Here is a 22559-nt window from a genome sequence, read left to right as displayed (position 1 = left end):
TCCAAACTTATGAGTAAGCACTTTCAGTCGGTTCAGGCAAGCAACAGGATCATGTGAGTGCGTTACCGTCCTGAAATAGATGGCTTGCGAGCAGTCGCCGTCATTCCAGTCATATTATTCCACGCTGGGTTCAAACTTTTTAGCGGCGGCTTTGTTGGCGTGGACATTTTCTTTGTCATCAGCGGGTACTTGATTACCACGATTATTCTTGCGGACCTTGAGGCCGGACGGTTTTCAATTCTAAATTTCTATGAGCGACGCGCACGGCGTATTTTGCCCGCGTTGTACTTGGTCATGGCGTCGTGCTTGCCTTTTGCTTGGTTGTGGCTCATGCCAAGCGATGCAAAGGAATTGTCGAAAAGCGTCATGGCTGGTTTGGTATTTGCGTCGAATATCTTCTTCTGGCGGCAAAGTGATTACTTCGACGCAGAAACGGAGTTAAAGCCGCTGCTCCATACGTGGAGTTTGGGGGTAGAAGAACAGTTTTACCTCCTGTTTCCGATTGTTCTGATGTTTGCGTGGCAGTTGGGGCGAAAGAGAATTGTAGTGTTTCTGACGATCATGGCGGTCTTCAGTCTTGCGCTTGCTGAGTATGCGATCAGCAGGAAACCAGATGCGGCGTTTTTTTTGCTGCCAACTCGTGCATGGGAATTGGCGATGGGTTCACTCATCGCTTTCTACCTGGAACGGAAGGAGCGTGGCCAGTTCCCTCCGGTGCTCCATCAAATACTCAGCCTTGTCGGGCTCGGATCGATCGCATTAGGGGTCCTGACTTTTAATAAAGAGACGCCTTTCCCAGGTTTCTCAGCTTTGATACCGACAGTCGGCGCTGGTTTGATTATCGTGTTTGCTTTTCCCGGAACCTTGGTCGGGCGGTTGTTGGTTAATAGAGTGTTAGTTGGTGTGGGCCTTGTCAGCTATAGCGCCTATCTATGGCATCAGCCGTTGTTGTCGTTCGCTCGCCATAGAAGTTTCACTGAGCCTCATGATGCGGTTCTTGCGCTTATCGTCGTTCTCACGTTCGGTCTGGCTTACGTAACGTGGCGTTATGTCGAACGGCCATTTCGTCAACAGAATACGATCACGAAACGATGGGTGTGGAGATTCTCGTTCGTTTCTGCAGCCGCCCTAGTCGTGTGCGCAGTCGGTCTGCAGCTGACTACAGCAGAGTCTCACAGTAGATTGAACCGTGATGCTGATGTGCTCTCTCGGCTGCATACGTGCTTATTTGATCCGGAACAGACCTTTGAAACGCTTTTACAGAATCATTGTGACTTGGTGCAACCGTCGGCTATTCGGACAGATGGAGGACGCCCTCAACCTTCGAAGGTCTACGCACTGTTTGGAGACAGCCTTGCGGCGAGTTTATACCCAGGTCTTGTACGCGTATTCGGCGAGAATGCCATCATTCAGCTCACCGGAGCTTCTTGTCGGGCAATACGCAGTGGAAATGACGCGCGGTGTGCAGATTTCTATAACTGGTTTGTGGATGAATATGTCCCAAACAATCACATGGATGGGATTATTGTATCAAGTAGTTGGCTGAAGACGTATGAGAAGCTTGGCGATAAAGAATTCAGGGCCAAGCTCGATGGTCTGTTCAAGAAGCTGAAAGAGAAGCGAGTGATCGTCTATTCTCAGCCGGCGTCACTCTCCATAAATATTCATAGGTATGTGTACAGGCTGGAAAACCTCGGGATGGAAGTGCCGAGCAATCTGGAGGTGGAAGCAGATGCTCTTGACGCTGTCAATGCGGCTCTCAGCGAAGAAGCGTCTAAGTTTGGCTTTGAGTTTATTGATGCCACTCAATTATTCTGCTCAAAGAATGGGTGCACAGTTGCAAAGGAAGGAGTGTTTTATTTTTGGGATACTGTTCATTTAACGATGCCAGGCTCCGCGCTCCTGGCAGAAGTGACCTCTAGTCTCTTGTCAGGAATCGATCCAGAGCAGCCGCGTAGGGGTCAGGATAAGCCGAAGAAAGACCGCAGCCCTTCGACCGATGCGCTCATGGTTCGCAATCTAGATGGTACGATCCGATACTGGAGTGAAGGGGCCAAGAAGCTGTATGGATGGGAGCCCCAAGATGCACTGGGGACGACTTCCCATCAACTGCTCAAGACGGTTTTCCCTGTCCCGCTCGAGGTGATCGAGGAGGAGCTTCGCACGAAAGGACGATGGGAAGGGCAGCTCATCCACGTGCGCCGTGATGGATCACGGGTCACAGTGGCCAGCCGTTGGGACTTTGAGCAGAAACCGTATTCCCAAGATCGATCAGCTACGGTGATCGAGATCAACGGAGCCCTTCCGATTCCCAGCTCGGGGTTTTTCAGGAAGGAATTGCTTTCGCTCCTGCCTCAACCCCGATGTTCGAATGATCCGCCTCTATGCGAGAAGATTTCTTGAATATCGATTGATTGCAAGTCAGGATCGCTTTATCCTTCGCGCGTGGTCCTCTGGTTCGTCATCCTCTATCTTCTCCTTTCTGTCGGTATCGGACTTTTCGCGGCGACTCGTGTGCAAAGCTCCAAGGACTTTGCCGTTGCCGGAAGGAGCCTGCCCTTAGCCGTTGTGGCGGCGACCGTGTTTGCAACCTGGTTCGGCGCGGAAGCCGTATTGGGTATCTCGGCCACATTCGTCAAAGAAGGCTTGCGCGGTGTTGTCGCCGATCCCTTCGGGTCAAGCATGTGTTTGATGCTCGCCGGACTCTTTTTTGCTCCACGCCTGTACCGACTCAATATGCTGACGGTGGGGGATTACTATCGGTACCGCTACAACCGTACCGTAGAAGTGTTGTGCACGCTCTGCATCGTCGCCTCGTACCTGGGCTGGGTCGCGGCCCAATTCAAAGTGCTGGGCTTGGTGCTCAATGTCGTGACGGAGGGGAGTGTCAGCCAGTCGACCGGAATCGTGATCGGCGCAGTGATTGTTCTGACGTATACGACGTTCGGCGGCATGTTCTCTGTGGCGATCCTCGATTTCGTTCAGATCTCCGTGATCATGGGGGGGCTTTTGTATATTGCGTCGATCGTCGGGGATCTGGCGGGCGGCGTGCGCACGGTCGTCAATCATGCGGCCGAGGCGGGCAAACTCGACTTGTTCCCACCGGCCACGATGACGGCTTGGGTCCCGTTCGTCGGGGCTTGGATGACCATGATGCTTGGTTCCATCCCACAACAGGATGTGTTTCAGCGGATCACATCGGCAAAGGACGAGCCCACAGCTGTGCGGGGCTCGCTGCTGGGCGCGGCGCTCTATTTTACCTTCTGTTTTGTACCGATGTTTCTCGCCTATGCCGCAACGTTGATTGAGCCTGTCAAGTTCGGAGCATTGTTGGAGCAGGATTCACAGCTGGTCTTGCCGACCCTAGTGTTGCAGCATACTCCGATCGCGGCGCAGGTTATTTTCTTCGGAGCAGTTCTTTCTGCGGTGATGAGTTGCTCCAGTGCGACTCTGCTCGCACCGTCCGTTGCGCTGAGCGAGAACGTCATCAGGCCGGTGTTACCACGCTTGAACGATTCGGAATTTCTGCGCCTCATGCGCGTGGTCCTGGTGGGATTTGCCTCGGTGGTATTGGCTCTTGCGCTGTGGTCGGACGCGACGATTTATAAGTTGGTCGTGAGCACGTACAAGGTAACCTTGGTAGCGGCCTTTTTCCCGTTGTTTGCAGGACTTTACTGGAAGCGGGCGACGACACAGGGTGCGCTTTGGGCGATTGTTGCGGGGCTCACGAGTTGGCTGGCATTGGAGCTACTCAGCCAGCCGACTGATGTCTGGCCACCACAACTTATCGGGTTTGCGATGGCGGGAATCGGTATGCTTGCAGGGTCGTTGTGGCCTACCCAGCTGCGCGAGCTCCAGCGACCCATCGAGAAAGTCGAGGACGGCTTAGGATAAGGTTCTGTCTATTTGCTGAGGCGAGGCTGGCGCAGTTTGTCCTATTTATCTCATTGATCCGGCTAATGATTAAGTGTGAAACGCACGACTCGACGAATGACGTCAGAGGTGAAGGGTTTCTGAATGACACGTCGGGCGCCGAATAACTTGGCAACGTTCAGAAAATTCTGGTTGTCGGTAGCACCGGTCATGGCAATGACTTTGGCATCCAGAAATTCTTGCGTCAGCGCGAGCGTGACTTCCATTCCATCGCGCTCCGGCATCAGGATGTCGGTGATGACGAGGTCGGCCGGTGCTTCGCGATAGAGCATGAGGCCGATCCGGCCGTCGGAGGCTTCACGAATCTTATGACCCTCTGCTTCAAGGATGTCGCGCAATGCTCCCCTAATCGGTGCATCATCGTCGACGATCAAGATATTGGCCATGCCCTCTCCTCTCAAGCCAGACTCTCCAAGTTCGTGTCTGTGAGGCGTGGTTTGGACTCGGTGTCAAGCAGCACGCATGACGACTGAATGCACGTCCGTATGGAGTTCGTCTTCCTTGTGGTCGGCTTGATCGTTTGCGAGTATCAACGACGGTTGTACCTTGGCAAGCCGGTGTTGTTCGATGAGCGGGTCATGAACATTCCCGCAATTCATGCAGCGGTATCCGCTGGCCCACATATGTCCGTAGGTGCCCTCAAAATCCAGGAAGTGTTCCCTGACCATGAGTCCCTGGCAGCGTGAACAATTCATGTGTGTTCTCCTTAGTAAAGGTTGTGGCTTTGAGCTGATGGTGAGAAAGATAGCCGAGGACTTGGGGGTGAGATAGATCCGGAGGAGGTAACTCGGAAGGAGGGGAGCCTGAGCGCGGGAGCGCCACGCCGACCAATACATTCGTGCTGAATGGGGATCGATCTGACAAGAAACCAACAGTGATGCCCTCCGAGGCAGGGTGTGATCTTTGTGGCGTGGAAGCGTCAATCCGGCCTAAATCACCGGTATGAACCATGCGAGCCGTTCCCTCCATCGCTCAGCATAGTTCGACTCTGTTCATTTCCATTGAGTCAGGTTCTTCCTCAACTCAGGCAATGGCCTTATCGGAACGCCTTAGGGGCAAGGTCCGCCATGGTGGTGAGTATTCTACGGGATACCCAATATGAGGCAGCCTGCACGACGCTGGGGACTGCCGTTGTTTGGCAGCTCTGCTCTCGCTAACCGAATGTCTTGTCAGAACCCACGCATTGAACAGGGAAGAGGTAAAGGCTCGGGCGGTGAAAGATTTTCAAGCCATTTCATCGATAGAGGAGCCAATCACGAAGTCAATCGATCTCTATGAGGCCATCGCACGCGCCCCGAAGTCTAACTTGGATGTGCAGGTCAAAACGATGCAAGTTCAGCTGGCTCATCAGGAACTCAATCTCGCTCATTGTTCAGCGCTTCTCCAAGTCTCCGCCAACGTCGGTTGCGAAGGGCGCAATGATTTCGGTGGTGGTGTAGGGCAATTGCTCATCACCGGACTCAAGCGTTTGAACCCTTTACATCGTCCGAGACAGACGTCACGCCTGGCAAGCTGACGTTGGGTTGGGATATCCTGGATTTCGGGTCGTCGCTCGTGCGTGCGCTACACGGCGTCGACAACGCGATGATTGCAGAGGAGAAGAAGCGACGTATCGCGGTCCGGCTCGTACAAGCAGTTCGAAGTGCGTACTGACGAGCCGTAAGCGCGGAACGGGTGCCCCCAGGGAGCCAGTTTTGAATGAATCGGTCTCGAAGGCGTTGGAAAACGTCCAGCACATCGCCGATCGAAAATCACAGGCTCCGGTGACTCCTCTCAATTACTAACGGGATCTGCTCCATACTCAGTGGGAAGTTCAGCGGCTCCTTCGTGAGCTCAGTACGACCGAGATACAACTGGTCTCGATGATGGGAGTGCCACCTAGAACTCCGTTCGCTCTGGTCGTGCCACCGGGACGACCTCGGTGCCGGCCATCACCTTGGATAGTCAGAAGCTGAAAGTACAAGCGCTCTTGCTCGGACGGACCTGAGTCTCTCAGCGAACACGGAGGCCGAGAAGGTGGCGAATGGGACCGTGGTGGCGAGAGTGACCGGAGCAGACCCGGATCGGAATAACACCAAGACCTACACCTTAACCGATAGTGGGAGGGAGGGTGCCATCAACCGCAGCAGGGGTGCATCACGCTCGCGAATGGGGCTCTGCTCAATTACGAAAAGGTGTTGTTATCCGCTCCAGTAAACGAGAGTAAGGCCGAAGAAAAGGTCACCGCATAAAACTCTCGAACGAGACGCTCTGCGGTTCTTAATCTGCTGTGTTGCTTAGACACCTGCTTATTTTTGGCCGCAGTCGGTCACTACTTTCAGATGATGCAGCGATAGCCTAAACAGATCTCCCGGGGTGCATTTCCGATCTCGGACAGTTCCCTTGTCTGAAGATACAGGGTAAGCTGAGACCATGTCGGCTCAAACGTCACTTCGGCCCGTTCCGTTGGTGAGACGCCTCCTCGTTCCGTTCCTTATCGCACTTGGAGTAGTGTTCGCGCTCTTGGGAGGATATGGGGCCTTCCTTTCGGCCAGTTTGGCTCTGCCGAAGAGCGACGAGCATCCGCCGCTACTGATCTATGGAGCCCCGTTTTTTCTGACGCCGGGGCTCCATCCTGTGAATTCTGGGTTGGTCGACCATCTACAGCGGTTGGAGTACAAGCCGGTCGCTGCGGCACCGAAGGTAGCCGGTGAGTATTTCTCCACAAAAGACTCAATCGAGATCTTTCTGCATGCTCAGGAGGAGAACCGCCTTCCTGCACGATCAGTCCGGTTGATCCTGGTGGACGGCATCGTCACCGAGGTGTTGTCGGCGGCTGATGGGCAACCGCTTTCCTTGGTGTCGCTCGAACCGGTGTTGATCAGCGGGATGCGGTCCGGCTCCAGGCAGGTCCGGGAATGGATTCCTCTGGACCGTGTCCCTCCCACCCTCATTAAGACGCTGTTGATCATCGAGGATCGTCGATTTTATTCCCATTTCGGGGTTGATCCCATCGCGATCGGTCGAGCGCTTTGGATCAACATCAGTCGCGGCGTCGTCGCGCAGGGAGGCAGCACGCTCACCCAGCAATTGGCCAAGAACCTCTACTATTCTCCGAAGCGAACCATTGGGCGGAAACTCCGGGAAGTGATGGCCGCGATGGCGCTCGAGTTCAAGTACCGAAAAGAAGAAATCCTTGAGAGTTATGTGAACGAGATTTATCTCGGCCAAGCCGGGCCGGTTTCGATCTACGGTGTGGGAGAAGCGGCTCATCGCTATTTTAGTAAGAACGTTGATGAACTGTCGATCGATGAAATGGCGCTGATCGTCGGATTGATCAAGGGGCCCAATATCTATTCCCCCGTAAAAGACGTTGAGGTGGCAACGAAGCGTCGAAATGTGGTGCTTCGCCGTCTGAGGGAAGAGGGCATCTTGGCGGAGGACGTCGTGGCTCAGGCCATGGATCGACCGGTGAAGGTCATGTTGAATCAAGATGTCCTCACCGACGCGCCGTACTTTGTCGATCATCTGCTCAGAGAAATCGAGCAGGGGATAGGAACGGAAATTCCGGACGGATCTCGAATTTATTCGACCCTTGATCCCAGGGCTCAGCGAATCGCCGCACATGTGCTGCAGGAAGGATTGACGAAACTTGAAGGGAGCTATCCGGCGTTGGCCGGAGCCGAGCCGCCGCTTCAGGGGGCGGCGGTCGTGCTGGATGTGAAGACCGGCCACGTGCTGGCGATGGTCGGTGGTCGTAACTATCGGCTGAGCCAATTCAACCGTGCGGTGCAGGCGCATCGATCGGCAGGGTCTCTCTTCAAGCCTTTTGTCTACCTTGCCGGATTTGAGGCAGCACGCGGCCAAGGTGTGGCCGGGCTGACTCCGGCAACATTGTTAATGGATGAGCCTCTGACATTGGAATCAGACACAGGGGCCTGGTCGCCTCAGAATTATGATCGGCAGTATAGAGGTCAGGTGACGGTCCGAACAGCACTCGAGCAATCCTTGAACATTCCCGCCGTTCGGACTGCTCACCGAACCGGAATGACTGCGCTCACGAATCTGCTGCACGCGTTCGGAATTACCACACCGTTGGCCGACAATTTGTCTCTCGCGCTGGGGAGTTCTTCCGTCTCGTTGCTTCAGATCACATCCGCCTACGCGGGGCTCGCCAATGGAGGCGTTGTCATCCATCCGGTGGCACTATCCAACATGGTGCGTGAGGGAAGGGAGACCATTTGGAGTCCGCCTCTTGATCGGCGCCAGGCAGCCACCCCGCAGGGGGCGTTTCTCATTACGTCATTGTTGAAAGGGGTGATGGATCGGGGGACGGGGGCCAAGGCCAGAGCATTAGGGGTGTGGGGTCCCGTGGCAGGCAAGACTGGGACGACCGATGGGTATCGAGACGCCTGGTTCATAGGATATACCCCGGACCTTGCGATCGGTGTGTGGGTCGGTTTTGATGATGAACGGGCGATTAAGTTGACCGGCGCCCAGGCAGCCCTTCCAATATGGAGTGCGTTGGCGGCTCGACTCATCCCGCAGGATCCCTCGGATTTTGAGATGCCGGTTGGGGTTGTCCGGCGGAGGATCGATCCCAAAAGCGGACAACTCGTGACTTCGCAATGTCCGGAGAAAACATTTGAGTTCTTCATTGCAGGGACTGAGCCGACGGTCTATTGCGAAGTTCACGGAGGCGGGTTCTGGGAGCGGCTCAAGCAGACGTTGGGTTTGCCGCAATGAGTCGTATTCCGGTACAGGAGCGCTGGATTCCATAAACTGTTAGGCATATCCCCGGTCCTACGGTAACGTTGGGGAAGTTGGCCTGCACCAAGGAGTCCTCATGAAAAAGACCGCGTATGCAGACGATGGCAATATGACGCTGTTGGCGAAAGGTGTCGAACTGAAGGGTGAAATCAAAGTCGACGGTACCGTGCGAATTGACGGGCGACTCGAGGGCGATGTGCACACGAAGGGGGAAGTCATTGTTGGTGAAGATGGGGTTGTGAAGGGAGCCATTCACGCCGATTCACTGATCAGCAGCGGACGTATCAAAGCCACGGTCACGGCAACTGGGAAGATCCAGCTCCTCAAGACTGCCATTCTGATCGGCGAAGTCCATTGCCCGATGATGTTGATGGAAGAAGGAGCCAAATTTCAGGGGGTCAGCGATATGGGGGTCACAGGCTGGCCCGAAGAAATCCCTCGATTACCGAGTAACGTTCGCGACATGAGCGCGCACCGGGGGAAAGCGGTTGCGCTGATCGGAAGGGAAGCTGACCTGTAAGCCGACTCCCGCCTCTCGCCCTCAGGTCCTCCTTACATACGTCGGTGGGGCTCGCTCCTTCTCCTCCCATTCTTTCTACCGTGACAGACGCCGTCGGATCTGTTATTTACTCGTTGCCTCCTCAAGTGACTCAGACAGCTTCGATGACTCGACAACAAATCTTTTCCATCGTGTTTTTTTCTCTTCTGGCGCTGCTCCTCTACCAAATTGGGCTGATGCTCAAGCCGTTCTTGTTCTCGGCCTTGTGGGCGGGTCTGTTGGCCCATTGGGCATTTCCTCTCCATCTCCGTTTGACGAAGCTGTTCGGCGGTAAAGACGCGCTCTCTGCCGGCATTCTGACATTTGGGGCGTTGGGGATTGTGGTTGTTCCCTTGGTCGTGATGGGGGTGATGTTGATACGCGAAGCCAGCGTAGAGGAACAGGAGATCCGATCATGGATTTCTGCCGGCGGGCTTCAACGACTGCCGGATCAAGTGGCTGCGGTTCCCTTCATCGGCAGTTGGTTGAAGTCAGCGTTGTCCGGTACCGGTACGCATCCGCTTTCCTTGGAGCAATCGCTCATGACCGGGGTGAAGGAACTCAGTCAATTTCTCGTCGGTGGAATGGGGGGCCTGCTGAAGAATACCTTCGCTCTCGTGATGAATTTCTTCATTATGTTGTTGGTGCTGTTTTTTCTTTTTAAGGATGGCCGGCAGTGGCTCGCTGTCTTATACGATTTGATTCCCATGGACGAGTCGCACAAGTCAAAAATCTTGATTCGGTTAGATCAAACGATTCGGGCGGTGGTGAAAGGGATACTGGTCACGGCGATCGTTCAGGGTCTCCTGGCGGGGATGGCCTACTTGGCGCTCGATGTGCCGTTTCCGATGGGACTCACGGCGTTGACGATCGTAGTGGCGCCGATTCCATTCGGTGGGACCGGGCTGGTATGGGGACCCCTCGTAATCTACCTGTTTTGGATAGGTGCGACCGGTAAAGCGTTCGCCATGCTGGCCTGGGGAATCGGCGTCGTCTCGATGGTCGATCAGTTTCTTCGGCCTTGGTTGATCGGCCAAGATGTGCAGATTCCCGTCCTGCCGCTCGTGCTGAGCGTGTTGGGTGGGCTGGCGCTCTATGGGTTGCTCGGCATCTTCGTCGGTCCGATACTCATCAGTTTGTTGATGACCGCCGTCCAGATTTATCGGGAGGAGTACCACCTCAAGCCACCGGTCGCTTCCGCAAGCCCGCCCACGCCTTCGTAATCTCTTTGTCACGATGGATCCGCGCACAGTGTTTTGTTCACCAGCCGACAATGATGCGTCGTGCCTCCTGCCTATTCCAGCGGAATCGTAATGGCGATCCCACCCATCACATCGTTTAACTTGAAATCCTGCTTCGGGCTCAACGGATGGCTGTTGTGGCAAGTCACGCAGGCGGAAGAGACAGCACGGTCTGCATAGATGGCTTGGAAGTACTGCTTCTTGCCGCTCGACACAATTCCGGTAACCGGTCGATCCGGCTGTCGCTGGAGCTCGGTCAGGGCCTTTCGTTCGAATTCGGTGGCGGGACCGTTGCGTTGATACATCGGGGAAAGTCCGATCAATCTGTACCGGATGCCTCGTCCACTCTCGGCTACCAACCGTCCGGAATGCTGTAGGAATTGGGCGGGGAGGGGAAGGGCGTTGTCCTGCTCCCAATGTTCAGCCGCCGCGACAATACCTTTCTCCTGCATACGATTGACGATCTGTGTCGTGTAGATCGAGCGGTCGGCTTCGATGACGGCATGGATATAATCGGCGACTTTCTCCGGTGCAATGCCGACGAGACCTGGGGTTTCCTTGGCGGATGGAACCGGAGAACCAACCCAGAGCACTCCTAAGACGAATGCGATGGTTGCGGATCTGAGCATGATGCGGATGTTGCCCATGGGCCTCCTTCAGGAGACAACGAAGAGCTTATCGGTAAGGTCACGATACAAATAGTGCCCTGTCCTTCGACGCTCTCGATGTGGAGGTCGCCTCCGAACTTCCTGATAATCCGCCTCGCAACCGTGAGCCCGAGGCCCGATCCTTCTCCCTGTCCCTTCGTCGTAAAAAACGGATCGAAGATCTTTGATAAATGCTGTTTGGAGATGCCGGGACCAGAATCGGCGATCGTCGCTGTCACTGTATGATCCGACACGGCTGTGGTCAAGGTGAGCGTGCCGGCGCCCTTCATCGCTTGCGCTGCGTTGATCATAAGATTGACCAGCGCCTGTCGAAGTTGGTCCGGGAACGCCAGCACAGGCGTGTTGCCCGCATAGGTCTTGTGGATCACGATATCCTTCATTTCCGTGGTGGTCTGTGCCGTGGTCATCGCGTAGTCAAATTCTCGCTCCAAAAGAACCGGCACCGGCTTGTCGGAAGCTTCTTTGGTTGCGATTCCGGCAAAATCGCGAATGATGGTGGCCATGCGACGACCATGGGTCACGATGTCTCGGGCGCAGGTCTTGATATGATCCAAGTCCTGTTCATCCTGAATGACTTCCCCCAACCCGATGATTCCGAACAAGGGGTTGTTGAGTTCGTGGCCGATTCCCGCGGTCAACACACCGAGACTTCCCGTCTTTTCCGCCTGAACCAACTGGTCTTGTAACCGACTCTCGTCCGTGGTGTCTCGAAGCACCAGTCCAATACTGTCTTCCTCACCTGGTTTCGCTGGTAATCGAAACCATTGATACTGATAGGTGCGGGACTCGATGTGGAGTTCAGCACGACGGACGGCCGGTTCGTGATCCGCATTTGGCATAAGGGGGTCCCTTGGTACTGTTTCACGTTCGATATCGGTTGTGGCGTACGGCGTAGTGCCGTTCGTTCGGAACTCCGCTCGAAGCCGTTTCTGCACGGCTGGGTCGAGTGGAAGAATCGTGAACAGCGACGTTCCCTTCATCGGGTCCTGGACCGTGAAGGATTCACGAGCCGCCTGATTGATGTAGCGCACGACTTCATGAGCATCGATTAAGAGAATTGGAGTGGGAACGGCGTCTAAGATCTGATCCGTCGACTTCTGGAGGACCTGGACCTCCTGGGTTTTCAACTTGACCTGGTCGGTCAGTCCGGCGAATGCGGCGTTCAGTTGACTGTTCATTCGATTGAACTCGTCGGCCAAGTCTTCCAATTCGTCACCCGTAGTGATGTGAATCGGTGTCCGCAGTTCACCACGTCCGATGGCTTGTGCAGCCTGTTGCAGTTGCCGTACGGGAGTCACGATGCGGCCGGCGGCAATGTACCCCAGCGAAGCCAACAGTACAACGGCGACGGCTCCGAATACCGACACCCAGGTGAATAGATGCTGAATCGGGGCGAAGAGTTCATCGGATGATTGCCAGACGAACGTGTGCCACGACCCACTGCCGATAGAGCCGTTGGCCGCTCGTCCGGTTTCCGGAAGAGGGGCGAAGCCGATCACGGAGATATCCTGTCCCCCGTGACCGTCGCTCGAAGCTTGCACCCATCCGGGATGTTGCGGTGTGACGAGCGGGATTAAGGTCGGATCGGATAGCGGGACGCCGGTGGGAAGAATCGGGCAACTGACGACGATGCCGTTGGAATCGATCAACATGACATGGCCGGTCTTTCCGAATCGAGTGACCTGGGTTGAAGGAGAAAAAAAATCCTTCGCGTCGATCACGCGGTGAAGTACTCCGACGACTTCGTATCGAAGACTATCCATGACGGGAAGTGAAATGGTGAATACATAGGCATTCACCTGGTCGTCGAAACGGACATCTTCGATATAGAGTCTCCCCACCGCCTTGTGGAAGGCCTCTTGCCACCATCGGGCCTCGTTGTGACGAAAGGCGGGATGCTCGGTCATGGTCGCGACGAGCGTGCCCTGTACATCAGTCAAGAACAGCATCTTCGTCGAGGAGCGAACTACGCGCGGAAGTAATTGTCCAGGCGCGCTATGGACGCCGGTGAAGTATTCGTGGAGCAAGGCGCTGAACGGGTTCTCCATGACGGATTTGATCGCCGTCCGCTCTCGTGCCGTCCAACGCCGTTCTAAGTCTGACGGTGCCGTGTTGGGGCTGTTGGCATCACCCCGTGCATCACGCCGATGTTCCAGTTCGCCAATGAGCATCGGATCATTTGCGATGCGCGCCGTATGGGCGATTTCCTCGGCGAGCAGAAGATCGAGTTTGCGGGCGGCTTCAATCGCCAGCGCTTCAAAGCTCTCTCCGCTGACTTCACGGATTTCTTGGGAGCCTTGCCAAAATGCCATTCCCAAGCCGATGACGAGCGGGACGAGACCGACGAACAGCATGGAGAGGATGACCTTGGTTTTGAGTCCCCATCTGATGTCGGGGGGTGAGGATGTCGACTGTTCAGTCATGATGGAGCTGTGCTTTCACCGGCGCCGGACTCATCGTGAAAAGTGAGGGTGAAGGTTGAGCCACGGCCGATGTGGCTATCGACCACGATGGAGCCATTCATGCGATGGATGACATTTCTAATGTTGTATAAGCCCAATCCTGTTCCTTTCCCTGGAGGTTTCGTGGTGAAAAATGGCTCGAAAATCAGACTTTGTAGCTCTCTGGGGATGCCGCAGCCGGTGTCCGAAACACGAACCTGTGTTGTGCCGGCCACAGCTGAGGTCTCCAGCGTCAGGGTGCCGCGGTGTTCCATGGCCTGGACGGCATTCGTGATGAGATTGACGAACACATGGAGGAGCTCATCCGAGTTTCCCTTCACAACGACGTCAGGCTGATAGAGCTTGTGAATGTCGATGTCTTGAAGAGCCACGGCATAGCGGGCGATCTTGAGGGCTTCGTCCAGCTTGCCGTTGACGTTGACCAGGTCGTCTTGCCGTACGGAGGTGCGGCGTGAGTAAGAGGTGAGATCTCGACAAATGGCGGTCGTGCGCTTGACGGCGTCGATGATGTCCAGTGCTTGGGCATGCACGACATCGAGGTTGACCTCGTCGGCCAGATTTTCCGCCAAACCGAGAATCAGCTGCAGCGGATTATTCATATCGTGGGCGATGCCCGCTGCAAACGAGCCGATTCCCGCGAGTTTCTCCGCATGGAGCAACTCGGTTTGGAATGTCGATTCATGCTGCACGAGTGTCCAGAGAAGTCGCGCCGCCTGTCCGCTTATGATATCCGCCCCTGCCGGCAGTTGTTCACGAAGCATCGACTCCATTGCTGGATCACCGGTGACGTCCATGACAAGATTGAGCCCCGGGCTCTTGATCAGATCGGCGACTCGGTCATAGATCGTCACGTTGATCTCCTGGGCTCGTTGGAGTCCTGGTGCAGAGGGGTCCTTATCGGCGATACCGACGATCTCAATCGTGCCGATCTGGTGAAGCACATCGAGTAGTGCGGTTCCACCACGGCCCGCTCCGACGATGGCCACTCTGATCAGAGACGAGGCGGGCACCGATTCACTCCGCTCGCTCAGGATCCGCAGATGAGCGTTGGGTGAAGAGGTGGCCGCCAGACCCTCTGGCCGTGATGTCGTCCAATCCATCATAGAGGAGCCAATTCACGTTGTTCCATGGCGCGTGCGACGGAGGCTTTCAGTTTCTCGCCTTCCACCGGCTTCACGAGATAGTCCACTACTCCCTGCCTCAGCAACGATGTGGCCATGTCCGTGTCCGGAAATCCAGTCAGAACGATCAAGGGTACCCGCGGATAGTTCTGGCGGAAGTAGGCGATCGCCTCGATGCCATTCACCTTCGGCATCCGGATATCGCAGATCATGATGTCAAGGAGCAGACGATTTTCGCCCGAATTGATGGTTTCGATGGCCTTCTCGCCGTTCTCTGCTTCAAGGACATCGTAGCCGGCCTTCTGCAGGGTCATTCGGACGACCTTGCGGATATCAGGCTCATCATCCACAACAAGGACGCGACCGTTGCAGCTATCACCTCCTACAAAAAACCCAGACTTGAATTCGCTCATAACGACCTCCTTGGTGAAGGGGGAATTGTTTGCGTTGGAGAACGAGTAGCGCAAGGTCGATGCCGAGTCGTGATCGAGATGACATTGAAAGCTTTCAACTGTTTGCGTGCTGAGAATATCTCCATGCTTCCACTGAGTGGCTCAATTGCACCACCACATTGTTGAAAACCACCAACCGGGAAGCTCATTGCGTTTCAGAGCCAATTTCGGCTAGGGTATTGAAAAAAGCTAGGAGAGAAGAGGCCGGTGATTACACCAGATGTTCTGACCGACTATATTCGCAAGAGCCTGCCGGATGCCGAGGTGACAGTAACCGATCGTACGGGAACGATGAATCATCTGAAGGTTGAGATCGTCTCCAATGGGTTTCAAGGGAAAAATCTCATGGACCGGCATCGAATGATCTATCAAGCGTTGGATGCACCGATGAAGGATGGGCGCATTCATGCGCTCGAATTAACCGCGCGCACCAGAGATGAGGCATAGGAGGAGACCATGGCCGAGCCGATCGAAGAAGAAATTCAGAAAGAAGTCAAGGCCCATAAGATTTTGATTTACGGCAAGGGAACGAAGACCATGCCGATGTGCGGGTTTACGAGAGAGACCATGCAGTTTTTCGATCGGTACGGGTATCCCTACGAACTCATCGACGTCCTGTCGCAGCCGGATAAGCGGGAAGCGCTGACGAAGATGACCAATTGGCCGACGCTACCCAAGGTGTTTATCGACGGCACCTTCTATGGAGATACCGATATCCTCGACCCGATGGCCGCCAAGGGTGAGATCGAGCCGCTGCTGAAAAAAGCATTTGGGAAGTAAGGGAGGTCTCGGCGACGAACGGATGCGCGGACTCGCTTGCGCCATAATGTGTTGAATCCAGACGGGTGACGAACTTCGTTCTTTTCTTTTGGGTGCGACTCTAATGCTGCGACTCCCGTCGCAATGCCGTCGCACCCAATATCTCTTGCCTGCCGATTTAGCAATCCCAGCTATGGCGCGAACCTCACCGCGCATCCGTTCGATCCGAGACGGAGGAGGGTGGGAAGGAAGAGCAACGATGCTGCTGCGTTGCAGCCTTCGAGATGGAGATTTAAGAACGGGGTTATCTCTTGAAGAGGCCGACTCCCCCGATAGGAATGCTGATCGCGGTCATGTACCTCATCGTGACCGTGGGGTGCTCCACTGCTAGTCCTCAGCGCAATCTTCTTGCTTGGGAACGATCGCGGATTGTTGATCTGACCCATTCCTTTGGATCGGATACGATTGTCTGGCCTACGGAGCAGGATTTTAAGCTGATCGTCCAGCATGCGGAGAATACCGTGGGCGGGTACTACTACGCCTCGAACCGTGTAGAGATGCCTGAACATGGCGGCACCCATATCGATGCGCCGATTCACTTCTCCAAAGGGAAGCAGACACTGGATCAGATTCCGGTCGAACGATTAGTTGGAGGTGGCATCCGAATCGATGTCACAGCGCAATGTGTACGTGATCGTGATTATCGTGTGGCGATCTCGGATTTCGAACGATGGGAGGCAGAGCATGGGCGAATTCCAAACCACGCTATCATCCTGTTGAACACGGGCTATGCCCGGTTCTGGCCAAGTCGCAAGGACTATCTGGGAACTGAAGTGCGGGGTCAAGAAGGGCTACGCGCGCTCCATTTCCCAGGGTTACATCCCGAAGCGGCCGCCTGGTTGGTGCGCGAACGGCAAGTGAAGGCCGTGGGTATCGACACGGCCTCAATCGACTATGGACAATCGACCAAGTTCGAAACACACGTCGCGCTGCTTTCTCAGAACGTGCCGGTGTTCGAGAATCTTGCCGATCTGGGTGATTTGCCGGATCGTGGCTTTGATGTCATCGCGCTTCCGATGAAGATTGCCGGTGGGACTGGTGGCCCGCTACGGATTATTGCTGTAATGCCACGACACTGATCTTCCGTTCCGGGATCGTGCTGATCTCAGTGCTTGACCCTCTTTTATCCCTTCGACATCCTTCCGCGACCCTATGGTAGGAATCTCACACGAGGCGGCTCAAGCCAGTTGTCGTGCAGGACTGTGGCTCCTGTGCAGCCTGTTGAGCATGACACTTGGCTGTGAGTATGTGCGCCCAACGATGAATGCGCCGCTCACGCGGTGGGATGCCGGATACGGCTATCGCTCCATTAACCTGCCTCCATCCAAAACCGGCAGCTCGGACAGTCTGTTCATCGTCGCTTCGTTTTCCGGCGGCGGCACAAGGGCCTCGGCACTCTCCTATGGCGTGCTTCAAGAACTGGCTCGGACACCGATCCGATGGGAAGGCAGAGACAAGCGACTGGTCGATGAGCTGAACATTATTACGGCTCTCTCGGGCGGCAGCTTCACGGCGGCCTATTATGCGCTCTATGGTGATCGCATTTTCCAGGACTTCGAATCCCGCTTTCTTCGCAAGGACTGGGAGCACGAGCTGCGTGCGAGAATTTTCCGCTCGCCCCACAACTGGCTTCGCTTGTGGTCGCCCTACTTCGGCCGTACACACATCTTTTCCGAACTGTTGGATGAGGCACTCTTCGACGGCCACACATTCGGCGATCTTGTCTCGCGCCACCAGCGGCCGATCGTTTTCCTCCATGCTTCCGACATGGCCACTCTCTCGCGGTTCGAGTTCAACCAGCGACAGTTCGACCTGATCTGTTCCGATCTCAGCGAACTGCGGCTCTCCGTGGCAACGGCATCATCGAGCGCCTTGCCCATGATCCTCAGCCCGATCGCGATGAAAAACTATGCCGGGCAATGCGGATTTGAACCGCCGGCCCGTTTTACGGAAATGAGGAAGACCACGTGGGGACGACGGCGGGCAAACGAACTGAGATCGTACCTCGATGCGGACAAGCGCCCCTATATCCATCTGCTGGACGGAGGACTGGCCGACAATGTCGGCATGCGCAGTGTGCTGGAAACGACGGCACTGGTCGGAGACTTCGAGTCCTACTTCCAATTGCTCGGTGTGAGAAATATCAGAAAGCTGGTCTATCTCATGGTCAGCGCCGAGACTGCCCCGGATGTGAGCCAGTATACGTTGAGTGAGATTCCGGGTCTGTGGCGAGCCAGCAGGGCCTTGGTTGATATTCCGATCAATCGCTATTCCACCGACACGTTCGAGCTCATGAGCCAGGCCGTCACGCAATGGCGGGTGCAATTGCGCCAACGACCACCGACCGGTTCGAGCATATTCACGCCGGATGCTGACATTTATTTCATCAATGTCAGTCTGATGGAGTTGGAGGATGTCGAAGAACATGCGAGGCTCATGAACATTCCTACCAACCTCGCATTGACCGGTGAGCAGCTGGATCATCTCCTGTCGGCAGCCTCCAAGCTGCTCAGAGATGACAAGGAATTTCAGCGGCTCCTGCGCGACATCGAAGCGGAAGCGGCAACCACTCCGTTGCCGCTGCAAACACCGGATCGAGCGACAGGGGAGAGCCAACGACCTTTTTAGCCATCCCGCAAGAAAGAAACTTCGTTCCTCCGTCGCCGGGTGTTCACCGGGATTAGGATGCCCGTCTCTCCGCCCAACATCATGCCTTGACCCAGCAGAAACCATCGACCGACCAGGGCGGCTGTCGTAGCGTCCAACTCATCGCTGGTAGCCGATTTTTCAAACCGCGCAGGCCGAGTTTTCTCAATCCATAACGCAAGCCGAGCCTATCTTGATGTTGCCGAGGAATTCCCCATAGATCTTGCGCAGCTCCTGGGAAACACTCCATGGCCTGATAACCCATGGTGGCGAGCATACTCTTCAAAGCAAGTCCGCGCTCGGTCAGCATGCGCATGGGGCCAAGCGTGACGGGGAAAAAGCGGATCCCGTGGCGAAGCAATGCTCGATCGCATTCACGCAGATGCTCACCAGAACGATCGTGGATCGTCCGTCGTCCCTTCGGCAAGCTGAGCGGGGCATCGATTGGGACGAGAGTAGGTCGAACCTCTTTAACGAAGTTGATGATCTCATCGTCGCCGAACACTACATGCGTTTCAGCAGTCAAATCGCGCAGCACACACAGACCAGTCGGGCGCTTCGGCGATCCGGCGAGATCGATGCCGACTACAACTAAGGACGAGTTCTTGGCCATCGGAGTGTTCCTGTCGGTGGGATTGTAGCAGGCCAGCAAAAAATAAAAACTGTGCCTGTCACTGTACCTCGACAGGAAATTTAGCTAGTCTAGTGCACTTGCCTCGGTTCAGTTGGGGACCGTAGGCATGGCCACCCTAGGGCTTGAAATGAAGTGAAGGCTGTGTGGTTCCTCTTTATGGTGCCCATACAAAATAGTGACCTAGATCGGCTTCTCAGCCTGAAAAGAGGGAAGATCAATTGTCCCGATCATGCTTCTGAGTTTATTGAAATCCGAACAGGGATAAAGCAAGCCCAAAAAGGATGTGCCCTGTGATAAATCTAGAGCAGCTTCATAATAGTCAAATCCTCCAAGAAACATTAGGAAAGGTTCTTGGTCTTCGGACGATGGTGTTACTTCCTCCGGAATAAGAAAAAGCATCGAGTCACCAAACGGACTCTCCTGAGGTGGAGCGATAGCCACCCCTGGCCTCAATGAGCCATCTCTTGTTCGCATAAAGATGGGCCGTCCTTCTCTCTGTCCTGCCAAGTTTGTTTGAATCTTCGAAAGCTGAGTTCTGAAGCACACTATCTTCAGTGTTCGGATTTCACCTTCGATGGTAATGATTATCGGATGAGCCGTGTCTGATGGACGTGGAGGATTGAACGCATGAACGCCTTGAAGCTGGATTGTAAAGAGATGTCCGATCTGAAGATTCAACGGGCAAGCTTTTCTCCGTATCTCAGATCGTACCTTTTTCTTTTGCGAGAAATGGGCCAGCCCATCGGGATGATGTGAGTACTTCACGCGGTGACCAGTTACTTTGCCATACTTCGCCAAATCCAAGCTGGCTGGATACTTGGCGTCACCCGTGAGTGTTAAGACAGCAGCCAGCCCATCACTGCGAGAAAAGCTGGGAAACGTCACATATATGCTACCGTCGCTTCCGAATATAATTTTTGCGATTCGGTGTGGTCTACCGGAAGATACGGTAATAATATTGAATTCCTTGCACCGAGGAACGAAATCAGATGGTAGGGTCATGTCTCGGAGAGAAATCTCATTCCAGCTTCATGGTCATTGTACTTGATGACAAGGAAATGGTCCAAGAAGGCTTTTCTAGCTCTTCCTTTTGTAGGTGTGGTGCAGGTGTTCCTAACTGCGTGCTCTTACGTTCTTCCTTTAGGTGGGCCTGTAGCACTCTGGAGCGGCCTTAGTTGAGGGAATTCCTGAAAGTCCGGGGCGAGGACTGGGGCCTGTCATCCGGGCGAGTGTGGCTAGGTCAAGATAGCTTGTTTGGTTTCGTCCAGATGCTTCTGCAGGTAGGTCATGAAGGGAGTGCCGCCGGTGCCCACGGCTGTGGGATTGGTCGTACTGGTTTGATGCTGGCGATTGATGTAGCTGTCGGCATAGCCGATGTGGATTTCTCGGAACTGCGCCAGCAAGTTGACACAAGCACAGTAGGCGGACCACAGTTCGGGGTGATGCTGCCTGCGATCATGGACATAGCCGGAAAGGAGAGTGCGCCTCTGGCTATCAGTCTGGTTCTCCAAAGCATGAAGAAAGGCGCGGTGGCGTGGCGGCATGTATTCCCTCATTTCTTGTAGATACACCGTCAAGGGATCAGGCGCATGATGGATGCCCAATCCTGCGTCCAGACAAGGAACAATCGAGCTCTGCGCCCCGGTCTCGCCACGAAACTGCTGCGGCTGTTGGACAAAGGCTTCGACATTGTCATAGATGAGGCCATCGGGCAGCGACGGACTGTTCTTCCAACCGTGGATGTAGGGTCTCACGCGGGTGTAATACACATAGGGATCGCAGCGTTCTTTCATGCGCAGCAGTGTGTCGCGCATGGCCGTTTGAGCAGACGCCAGCGCCTGTAACCCCCATAGAACTTCGTCGTCCTTCCCTTCCAAGGCTGCATTGATCGCTCGAAGCAGGCTCTCCAAGCCGGGCCCCGCCTGCCGTTCGATCTGGATGTGGACCACGACGAACCACTCTTCATCCAGCCCACCGAGAAAATTCTGAAGCAACACAATATTATCGAGCTGAATGGGCTTCATCGGATCAAGCCGGCGCCAGTTGTCTAGGGCGTAGGAGCCATAGGAAAGGATTGGGGGACGGCCAAGCCTCTGGGCGATCTCATACCACGGCCACGCGAGTTGGGAAGGTAGCTTGACGGTCGGCTGTCCTGGTGTTTCCCAGACATAGGCATGGCCAGCGAACGAAAGAATTCGCATTGCCGCTCGGAATTCCTCATCACGCCAACGAGATGGAACGGATGGAAGTAACGACGGTTGTTCGTCGATAAACTGCCGGACCTGGCGCGCGCTCAACAATTTCGGCATCTCACGGCTCAGATGGTTTAGTACGGGACAATCGGGCAGCGCTTCACAGGGATCCGACGGCAGGAAACCCCGTTCAGGAGAAACGTCAAAATCTGCAAGCGACAGCGGTTGGAATGTGGAGGATTTCACAACGACTCCTTGATCACACTCTACCACTCGTTCACGAGATTGCAATCGGCCTCCAAAAACAAAACCGCAAAGGACTTAGCTGGAAGGGAATACAAAGGCTGAATTAAAATTAGAAGGCCACCTTCTCAGGCGACCTTTCCTTTTTCCTCTCTCAAACAGGTGCGTCTTCATTGCGCTCTCTTTTCGCTTTTCGCTCAGGCGGGCCTGTAGCTCTCTGGAGCGACCTCGGTGAAGGAATGGGGACCCACCGAGCCTTCGGCGATGTGAAAGCTGCAACTGACTGAAAGACTGCGGTCGCCGAAGCGACCGCAGCTGAAGGAATTCCAGAAGGTTCGCGTCGCAGAAGGCTGGAAGGGTCATTCCGAGAACTTGGGAGCGACAGCGAGTCTCAGGCCCGCCGCTATGTCCCCATTTCCCAGGATGCGAGATACTTCTTCTGTTCCGTCGTCAACGTGTCGATCGACACGCCCATGCCGTCCAGTTTAAGACGAGCAATTTCTTTATCGATGGCCGGAGGTACAGGATAGACCTTCTTTTCGAGCCGCTTGTAATTCTTGACGATATACTCCGCGCTGAGTGCTTGGTTGGCGAAGCTCATGTCCATGACGCTGGACGGATGCCCCTCGGCGGTGGCAAGGTTGACGAGCCGGCCTTCGCCGAGCAAGTTGACCCGATGGCCATTTTTCTTGAGTGTAAACTGCTCGACACCGGCACGGACCACCCGGCGTGCGCCGGCCAGCTTTTCGAGGGTTGGGATATCCAGCTCCACGTTGAAGTGGCCGCTGTTACAGACGATGGCCCCGTCCTTCATGGCGGCAAAATGTTCGCCACGGATGACATGGATGTTGCCGGTGACGG

Annotated in this window: 20 protein-coding genes; 10 read left to right on the top strand and 10 right to left on the bottom strand. The window is 55.0% G+C overall.

Annotated elements, in window-relative coordinates; genetic code table 11:
* The first annotated feature begins 57 nt into the window (after positions 1-57).
* Both P0120_23580 and P0120_23575 read left to right on the top strand, forming a co-directional pair.
* Complete coding sequence (locus tag P0120_23580; protein MDF0677289.1) at positions 58-2403, top strand: acyltransferase family protein; 2346 nt, start codon at positions 58-60, stop codon at positions 2401-2403.
* Positions 2404-2445: 42 nt separating this feature from the next.
* Complete coding sequence (locus tag P0120_23575) at positions 2446-3894, top strand: sodium:solute symporter family protein (protein MDF0677288.1); 1449 nt, start codon at positions 2446-2448, stop codon at positions 3892-3894.
* 62 nt (positions 3895-3956) lie between these two features.
* Here the strand turns inward: P0120_23575 and P0120_23570 are convergent, their stop codons facing one another.
* Both P0120_23570 and P0120_23565 read right to left on the bottom strand, forming a co-directional pair.
* Positions 3957-4319 carry a response regulator gene (locus P0120_23570; protein MDF0677287.1) on the bottom strand — a complete coding sequence of 121 codons (363 nt, stop codon included), beginning with the start codon at positions 4317-4319 and terminating at the stop codon, positions 3957-3959.
* A 63-nt stretch (positions 4320-4382) separates the two neighbouring features.
* Positions 4383-4628, bottom strand: a complete 246-nt coding sequence (locus tag P0120_23565) for a hypothetical protein (protein MDF0677286.1) — start codon at positions 4626-4628, stop codon at positions 4383-4385.
* Between the two features lie 518 nt (positions 4629-5146).
* Between P0120_23565 and P0120_23560 the strand changes: the two genes are divergently transcribed.
* The 4 genes from P0120_23560 to P0120_23545 all read left to right on the top strand — a co-directional run bounded on the left by P0120_23560 (position 5147) and on the right by P0120_23545 (position 10443).
* Entirely contained in the window at positions 5147-5449 is a 303-nt protein-coding gene (locus P0120_23560; GenBank protein MDF0677285.1) for a hypothetical protein, read from the top strand.
* Positions 5450-6345: 896 nt separating this feature from the next.
* Positions 6346-8658, top strand: a complete 2313-nt coding sequence (locus tag P0120_23555; GenBank protein MDF0677284.1) for a PBP1A family penicillin-binding protein — start codon at positions 6346-6348, stop codon at positions 8656-8658.
* Between the two features lie 100 nt (positions 8659-8758).
* The gene (locus P0120_23550) at positions 8759-9202 is read left to right on the top strand and encodes a polymer-forming cytoskeletal protein (protein MDF0677283.1); all 444 of its coding nucleotides are present in this window, start codon (positions 8759-8761) and stop codon (positions 9200-9202) included.
* Positions 9203-9345: 143 nt separating this feature from the next.
* Positions 9346-10443, top strand: a complete 1098-nt coding sequence (locus tag P0120_23545; protein ID MDF0677282.1) for an AI-2E family transporter — start codon at positions 9346-9348, stop codon at positions 10441-10443.
* A 71-nt stretch (positions 10444-10514) separates the two neighbouring features.
* On the opposite strand, the gene P0120_23540 is transcribed toward P0120_23545, so the two are convergent.
* From P0120_23540 to P0120_23525, 4 genes are all read right to left on the bottom strand, one after another.
* Complete coding sequence (locus P0120_23540) at positions 10515-11108, bottom strand: DUF3365 domain-containing protein (GenBank protein ID MDF0677281.1); 594 nt, start codon at positions 11106-11108, stop codon at positions 10515-10517.
* Positions 11057-13552 carry an ATP-binding protein gene (locus tag P0120_23535; protein ID MDF0677280.1) on the bottom strand — a complete coding sequence of 832 codons (2496 nt, stop codon included), beginning with the start codon at positions 13550-13552 and terminating at the stop codon, positions 11057-11059. The genes P0120_23540 and P0120_23535 overlap by 52 nt, the downstream gene beginning before the upstream one ends.
* Complete coding sequence (locus P0120_23530; GenBank protein MDF0677279.1) at positions 13549-14601, bottom strand: ATP-binding protein; 1053 nt, start codon at positions 14599-14601, stop codon at positions 13549-13551. Before P0120_23530 ends, P0120_23535 begins: the two co-directional genes overlap by 4 nt.
* A gap of 89 nt (positions 14602-14690) precedes the next feature.
* The gene (locus P0120_23525; protein MDF0677278.1) at positions 14691-15125 is read right to left on the bottom strand and encodes a response regulator; all 435 of its coding nucleotides are present in this window, start codon (positions 15123-15125) and stop codon (positions 14691-14693) included.
* A 246-nt stretch (positions 15126-15371) separates the two neighbouring features.
* Between P0120_23525 and P0120_23520 the strand changes: the two genes are divergently transcribed.
* The 4 genes from P0120_23520 to P0120_23505 all read left to right on the top strand — a co-directional run bounded on the left by P0120_23520 (position 15372) and on the right by P0120_23505 (position 18611).
* Entirely contained in the window at positions 15372-15611 is a 240-nt protein-coding gene (locus P0120_23520) for a BolA family transcriptional regulator (protein ID MDF0677277.1), read from the top strand.
* 9 nt (positions 15612-15620) lie between these two features.
* Positions 15621-15944 (top strand): glutaredoxin domain-containing protein, encoded by a 324-nt coding sequence (locus P0120_23515; protein MDF0677276.1) that lies wholly within the window; start codon positions 15621-15623, stop codon positions 15942-15944.
* A 332-nt stretch (positions 15945-16276) separates the two neighbouring features.
* Positions 16277-17062, top strand: a complete 786-nt coding sequence (locus tag P0120_23510) for a cyclase family protein (GenBank protein MDF0677275.1) — start codon at positions 16277-16279, stop codon at positions 17060-17062.
* Between the two features lie 148 nt (positions 17063-17210).
* Positions 17211-18611, top strand: a complete 1401-nt coding sequence (locus P0120_23505; protein ID MDF0677274.1) for a patatin-like phospholipase family protein — start codon at positions 17211-17213, stop codon at positions 18609-18611.
* A gap of 79 nt (positions 18612-18690) precedes the next feature.
* On the opposite strand, the gene P0120_23500 is transcribed toward P0120_23505, so the two are convergent.
* From P0120_23500 to P0120_23485, 4 genes are all read right to left on the bottom strand, one after another.
* On the bottom strand, positions 18691-19242 hold the full coding sequence (locus P0120_23500) for a DUF429 domain-containing protein (protein MDF0677273.1): 552 nt from the start codon (positions 19240-19242) through the stop codon (positions 18691-18693).
* Positions 19243-19443: 201 nt separating this feature from the next.
* Positions 19444-20265, bottom strand: coding sequence for a hypothetical protein (locus tag P0120_23495; GenBank protein ID MDF0677272.1), 822 nt, complete (start codon positions 20263-20265; stop codon positions 19444-19446).
* Positions 20266-20498: 233 nt separating this feature from the next.
* Positions 20499-21701: a hypothetical protein gene (locus P0120_23490; GenBank protein MDF0677271.1), complete on the bottom strand. Its 1203-nt coding sequence runs from the start codon at positions 21699-21701 to the stop codon at positions 20499-20501.
* Between the two features lie 400 nt (positions 21702-22101).
* A partial coding sequence (locus tag P0120_23485) for an adenosylhomocysteinase (protein MDF0677270.1) occupies positions 22102-22559 on the bottom strand: 458 nt, incomplete at its 5' end.

Origin of the sequence: Nitrospira sp. (genome assembly GCA_029194675.1) — a bacterium.
Taxonomy (GTDB): domain Bacteria; phylum Nitrospirota; class Nitrospiria; order Nitrospirales; family Nitrospiraceae; genus Nitrospira_D.
This window is presented reverse-complemented; position numbering and strand designations above follow the sequence as displayed.